The sequence below is a fragment of the Streptomyces sp. NPDC058955 genome, assembly GCF_042741435.1.
Taxonomy (GTDB): domain Bacteria; phylum Actinomycetota; class Actinomycetes; order Streptomycetales; family Streptomycetaceae; genus Streptomyces.
This window is the reverse complement of record NZ_JBHYKM010000108.1, coordinates 1-5345: the sequence shown is the minus strand read 5'-3', so window position 1 is coordinate 5345 and position 5345 is coordinate 1. Positions and strand designations below refer to the sequence as shown.

The 5345-nt window shown below is 71.0% G+C and carries 4 protein-coding genes and 1 pseudogene; all 5 read right to left on the bottom strand.

The window, feature by feature from the left end:
- Positions 1-589, bottom strand: a pseudogene (locus tag ACFW1I_RS30475) (hypothetical protein); the annotation flags it as partial.
- Between the two features lie 5 nt (positions 590-594).
- Complete coding sequence (locus ACFW1I_RS30470) at positions 595-927, bottom strand: small basic family protein (RefSeq protein ID WP_030492461.1); 333 nt, start codon at positions 925-927, stop codon at positions 595-597.
- Entirely contained in the window at positions 924-1853 is a 930-nt protein-coding gene (locus tag ACFW1I_RS30465; protein WP_384675960.1) for a DUF881 domain-containing protein, read from the bottom strand. Before ACFW1I_RS30465 ends, ACFW1I_RS30470 begins: the two co-directional genes overlap by 4 nt.
- A 100-nt stretch (positions 1854-1953) precedes the next feature.
- Positions 1954-4449 (bottom strand): sugar phosphate nucleotidyltransferase, encoded by a 2496-nt coding sequence (locus ACFW1I_RS30460; RefSeq protein ID WP_384675958.1) that lies wholly within the window; start codon positions 4447-4449, stop codon positions 1954-1956.
- Positions 4450-4565: 116 nt separating this feature from the next.
- The gene (locus ACFW1I_RS30455; protein WP_384675956.1) at positions 4566-5174 is read right to left on the bottom strand and encodes a CDP-alcohol phosphatidyltransferase family protein; all 609 of its coding nucleotides are present in this window, start codon (positions 5172-5174) and stop codon (positions 4566-4568) included.
- Positions 5175-5345: the final 171 nt, after the last annotated feature.

The following is a 5345-nucleotide window of genomic DNA, read 5'->3' as shown; positions in this document are numbered from 1 at the left end:
GGCCGCCCCCCGGGGCCGGCTGCACCCGGGGCGCCCCCTCAGCGGCGCGGGCCGCGGGGCGCCCCCCCGCGGCGGGGGGGGTGGGGCCCCCCCCCCCCCACCGCTGCTTCTCCAGCCGGGCCTTCTCGTCCTCCAGGCGCTGGGTCCGGTCGTCGAGCTCGTCGAGGATCCGTACGAGGTCCTCCTGCCGGGCGCCGCGCAGGGCACTGCCCTCGCTGGTCGAGGAGACCTGGATGGCGAGGCCGAAACCGAGACAGGCCAGCAGCAGGGCCACCACGAGCTGGGCCCGCGTCACCCGCGGCGGCCACAGGGCGTCCGCCAGGCGCCGGCGCCCGTCCGGGGCGCCTCCGGCACCGGCCGCGGGCTCCGGAGAGGGCAGAGCCCCCTCGGGAGCGCTCTCAGCGCCCTCCACGGGCCGCGCCGCCGGCTCCGTACCGGCCACGGGCTCCGCCGGCGGCACCGCCGCCGCACGCGGCTCGCCCGTCTCCGGCGCCTCGGGCGTCCGAGGCGCCTGAGAGGTCTCGGGCGTCTTCTCCGCCTCCGGCTTCTCGCCGCCCGGCTCCGGCTGCTCGTTCGGGTTCACACTCATCGGCCTCACGCCCGGAAGACATGGCGGCGGATCGCGGCCGCGTTGGAGAAGATCCGGATGCCGAGCACGACGACGACACCGGTGGAGAGCTGCGCGCCGACGCCGAGCTTGTCGCCGAGGAAGACGATGAGCGCGGCCACGACCACGTTGGAGAGGAAGGAGACGACGAAGACCTTGTCGACGAAGATCCCGTCGAGCATGGCCCGCAGGCCGCCGAAGACCGCGTCGAGGGCGGCGACCACGGCGATCGGGAGATAGGGCTCGACGACGGCCGGGATCTCGGGCCGGACCAGCAGTCCCGCCACGACTCCGACGATCAGGCCCAGTACGGCGATCACGATGTTGCCTTCCCCTTGTCGGCCGTGGCGCCGCCGGTCGGCTGCGCCGCCCCGGCCCCCCTCGGCTCAGCTGTACGTACGATCAGGCTCGGCGCGGCCGGCAGGCTCAGCTCGCCCTCGGTCGAGATGCTGCTGCGGATCCCGAAGTTCTCCACCAGCGCGTGCAGGTACTGCCCGTCCGCGCTGTCCTGGAAGGCGGTGCTCAGCCGCTGCCCGTCCCCGACGGCGAGGACGGTGTACGGCGGCACCAGTGGCCGGTTGTCGACGAGTATGGCGTCACCGGCGGCCCGGATCGCCGAGAGCGAGGTCAGCCGCTGGCCGTTGATCGACACGGCCTCCGCGCCCGACTCCCACAGCCCGTTGATCACCCGCTGCATGTCGCGGTCGCGGACCCGCCCGGTGTCGGAGAAGCCGGCGCTCTCCCGCGGCCCGCCGCCTCCGCTGTCGGAGCCCTTGGCGTCGTCGACCACGAGCTTCACGCCCGGGCCGTGCACGGGGGTGGCGCCGGACAGCAGTGCGACCAGTTCCGCCTGGTCGCCGCCGTGCTGTTCGAGCGCCGCGCGCTGCCGTTCGCCGACCTCCGCGCGGATCCGCTCGACGTCCCGCTCCAGGTCGTCGGCCGCCCGGTTCTCGCCCTCGATCCGGCCGATGAGCTCCTGCCGCTCCTTGGCGACGACGGGGGCCGAGACCCGGGCCTCGGCGGCGCCCACGGTCACCACGGCGGCGGCGAGCACCAGACCGGCCGCGAGGCCGAGCTTGGCCCGCAGCGGCTTGGGCAGCTCGCCGCCCTCGGCCTCGCGCCGGGCGGTCGCCTCCGCGTACCCATCGTCCAGCGCGTGGTCGATGACGTTGTTCAGCAGCGACATCGACGCGTCCGGGCGCGGGGGCGGAGAACCGGTGCTCCGAACGGGGGGCTGCTGCGACATGCCGCACATCGTCGCACGTCGCACGCCGTACCGCCGAATGGCCCCGGGAAAGGCCGGGCGGCTCCCTACCGCCGCCGCCCGGCCTCCACCCGCCGTCGGGTCAGCGACCTGCGCTCTCGACCACCTGCGCCCACTCGTCGAGCAGCGCCTGCGCGGAGGTGTCGTCGGGCCCCTCGGCCCACAGATGGGTGACGGCCTCGGCGGGGTCCGGCAGCACCATCACCCACCGCCCGTCGGCCTCCACGACCCGCACGCCGTCGGTGGTGTCCACCGACCTGCTGCCGGCCGCCTCGACCACCCGCCGCATCACGAGCCCCTTCACCGCCCACGGCGTCGCGAGGTCCCGCTTGATCACGTGCGCGCGCGGGATCCGGGCGTCGATCTGGCTCAGCGTGAGCTGGGTCCGCGCCACCAGCCCGATCAGCCGCACGAAGGCCGCGGCCCCGTCGAAGACGCTGCTGAACTCGGGCACGATGAACCCGCCGCGCCCGTCCCCGCCGAAGATGGTCGACTCCTGCCGGCCGACCCGGGTCAGGTCGTCGGGCGAGGTGGTCGTCCACTCGACCTGGGTGCCGTGGTACGCGGCCACCTGCTCGGCGATACGGGTCGTGGTGACCGGCAGCGCCACCCGCCCGGACCGCCGCTCGGCCGCCACCAGGTCGAGCATGACCAGCAGCGCCCGGTCGTCCTCGATGATCCGGCCCCGCTCGTCCACGAGCGACAGCCGCTCGCCCACCGGGTCGAACCGCACTCCGAACGCGGCCCGCGCCGACGCCACGATCTCCCCGAGCCGGACGAGCCCGGCCCGCCGCCGCTCGACGGACTCGGTCGGCCGCGACTCGTCGAGCCCCGGATTGATGGTCAGCGAGTCCACCTGGAGCCGCCCGAGCAGACTCGGCAGCACCAGCCCCGCGCTCCCGTTGGACGCGTCCACGACCACCTTGAGTCCGGCCTCCGCGATCCCGCTGGTGTCGACGTTCCGCAGCAGGGAGCCGGTGTACGAGTCGAAGACGCTCGCCGGGAAGGACAGGTCGCCGATCTCGCCGGGGAAGGCCCGCCGGTACTCCTGCCGCGCGTACACCCGGTCCAGCTTCCGCTGCCGGGCCTGCGACAGGTCCGCGCCCCGCTCGTCGAAGAACATGATGTCGACCGAGTCCGGCACCCCGGGAGAGGTACGCACCATGATGCCGCCGGCACTCCCCCGCGCGGTCTGCTGCCGGGCCACGGGCAGCGGCACGTTCTCCAGGTCCCGTACGTCGATGGCGCTGGCCTGGAGCGCGGAGATCACGGCCCGCTTGAGGGCCCGCGCACCGCGCGAGTGGTCACGGGCGGTGGTGACCGTGGCACCTTTCTTCAGCGTCGTCGCGTACGCCCCCGCCAGCCGGACGGCCAGCTCGGGGGTGATCTCGACGTTGAGGATCCCGGACACCCCGCGGGCCCCGAACAGGTGGGCCTGTCCGCGGGACTCCCAGATCACGGAGGTGTTGACGAAGGCACCGGCCTCGATGGTCTTGAACGGGTAGACCCGGACGTTGCCCTGAACGATCGACTCCTCGCCGATCATGCACTCGTCGCCGATGACGGCCCCGTCCTCGATCCGGGCCGCCCGCATGACGTCGGTGTTCTTGCCGATGACGCAGCCGCGGAGGTTGCTCTGCTGCCCGATGTACACGTTGTCGTGGACGACCGCCTTGTGCAGGAAGGCGCCGCTCTTCACGACCACGTTGGAGCCGATCACGGTGTGCTCGCGGATCTCGGCGCCGGCCTCGACCTTGGCGTAGTCCCCGACGTACAGCGGCCCGCGCAGCACCGCGTCGGGGTGCACCTCGGCCCCTTCGGCGACCCACACGCCGGGCGAGATCTCGAAGCCGTCGATGTCGACCTGGACCTTGCCCTCCAGCACGTCGGCCTGCGCCTTGACGTAGCTCTCGTGGGTGCCGACGTCCTCCCAGTAGCCCTCGGCGACATAGCCGTAGATCGGCTTGCCCTCCTTCATGAGCCGCGGGAAGACGTCACCGGACCAGTCGACCGGAACGTCGGCCTCTACGTAGTCGAAGACCTCGGGCTCCATGACGTAGATGCCGGTGTTCACGGTGTCCGAGAAGACCTGCCCCCAGGTCGGCTTCTCCAGAAAGCGCTCGACCTGTCCTTCCTCGTCGACGATCGTGATGCCGAATTCCAGCGGATTCGGCACCCGGGTCAGACAGACCGTGACCAGGGCGCCCTTCTCCTTGTGGAATCGAATCAGATCGGTGAGGTCGAAATCGGTGAGGGCATCCCCCGAGATCACGAGAAAGGCGTCGTCCTTCAACGCTTCCTCGGCGTTCTTCACACTGCCCGCTGTGCCGAGAGGCTTCTCCTCATTGGCGTACGTGAGCTCCATCCCGAGCTCCTCGCCGTCGCCGAAGTAGTTCCGGACGAGCGAGGCGAGGAACTGGACGGTGACGACGGTCTCGTTGAGACCGTGCCTCTTGAGCAGTCGCAGGACGTGCTCCATGATCGGCCGGTTCACCACCGGCAGAAGAGGCTTGGGCATGCTCGAGGTCATGGGGCGAAGTCGGGTTCCTTCGCCACCGGCCATCACGACGGCCTTCATGTCGGAAGCGTCCTCCTTGAAGAGACGACGGTCCTGCCGACCAACCCTGTCCGCTCACTCGCCCTCGGACGTCCTCGTTCGTGCCGGCGACGCTGCACGGCACGGGACGGACGGGCTCAATCGGCCGCGGTATCCGCCTTCACGAGTCGACGGACCTGGACCACGTAGAGGATCCCTGCCCACCAATACAGAGTTGTACCCCATCCGGCGAAAGCCCATCCGAAAACTTCAGCGAGTGACGCCAGCCAGCCGGTTCCGTCACTGAGAAGCAGCAACGGGAACGCGTACATCAGGTTGAAAGTCGCAGCTTTTCCGAGGAAGTTCACCTGCGGCGGCGGGTAGCCGTGCCGGCGGAGGATTCCCACCATGACCAGCAGCATGACTTCCCGCGCCAAAAGCACGACGGTCAGCCACAGTGGCAGGATCTCGCGCCAGGTGAGCCCCACCAGGGTGGACAGGATGTACAGCCGGTCGGCGGCCGGGTCGAGCAGCCGGCCGAGGCTGCTGATCTGGTTCCACTTCCGGGCGAGCTTGCCGTCGAGGTAGTCGCTGACGCCGCTGAGCATCAGCACGACCAGCGCCCACACATCACTGTTGGGCCCGCCGAACTCCGGCCGGAGGATGAGCCACAGGAACAGCGGCACGCCGAGAAGTCGCGCCATGCTGAGAATGTTGGGGATGGTGAGGACCCGGTCCGTCTGGACCTCGGTCTCCTGGACCTCCACCCGGGGGCCTCCTGCTGGGAACGGTACTGACGTTGACCCCTGACCTTACCTCCCGCCCCCGCCGGCTCCGGCCACCGGGTCCCGCAGAACGCAGAAAAGCCCCGCACCAGAAGGTGCGGGGCTTTCCCACAATGATTGTTCGGCGGCGTCCTACTCTCCCACAGGGTCCCC

Bases quoted from the DNA above. Each gene is read 5' to 3' on its own strand.
- ACFW1I_RS30460 (WP_384675958.1), bottom strand. From the start codon at position 4,449: ATGAAGGCCGTCGTGATGGCCGGTGGCGAAGGAACCCGACTTCGCCCC.
- ACFW1I_RS30465 (WP_384675960.1), bottom strand. From the start codon at position 1,853: ATGTCGCAGCAGCCCCCCGTTCGGAGCACCGGTTCTCCGCCCCCGCGC.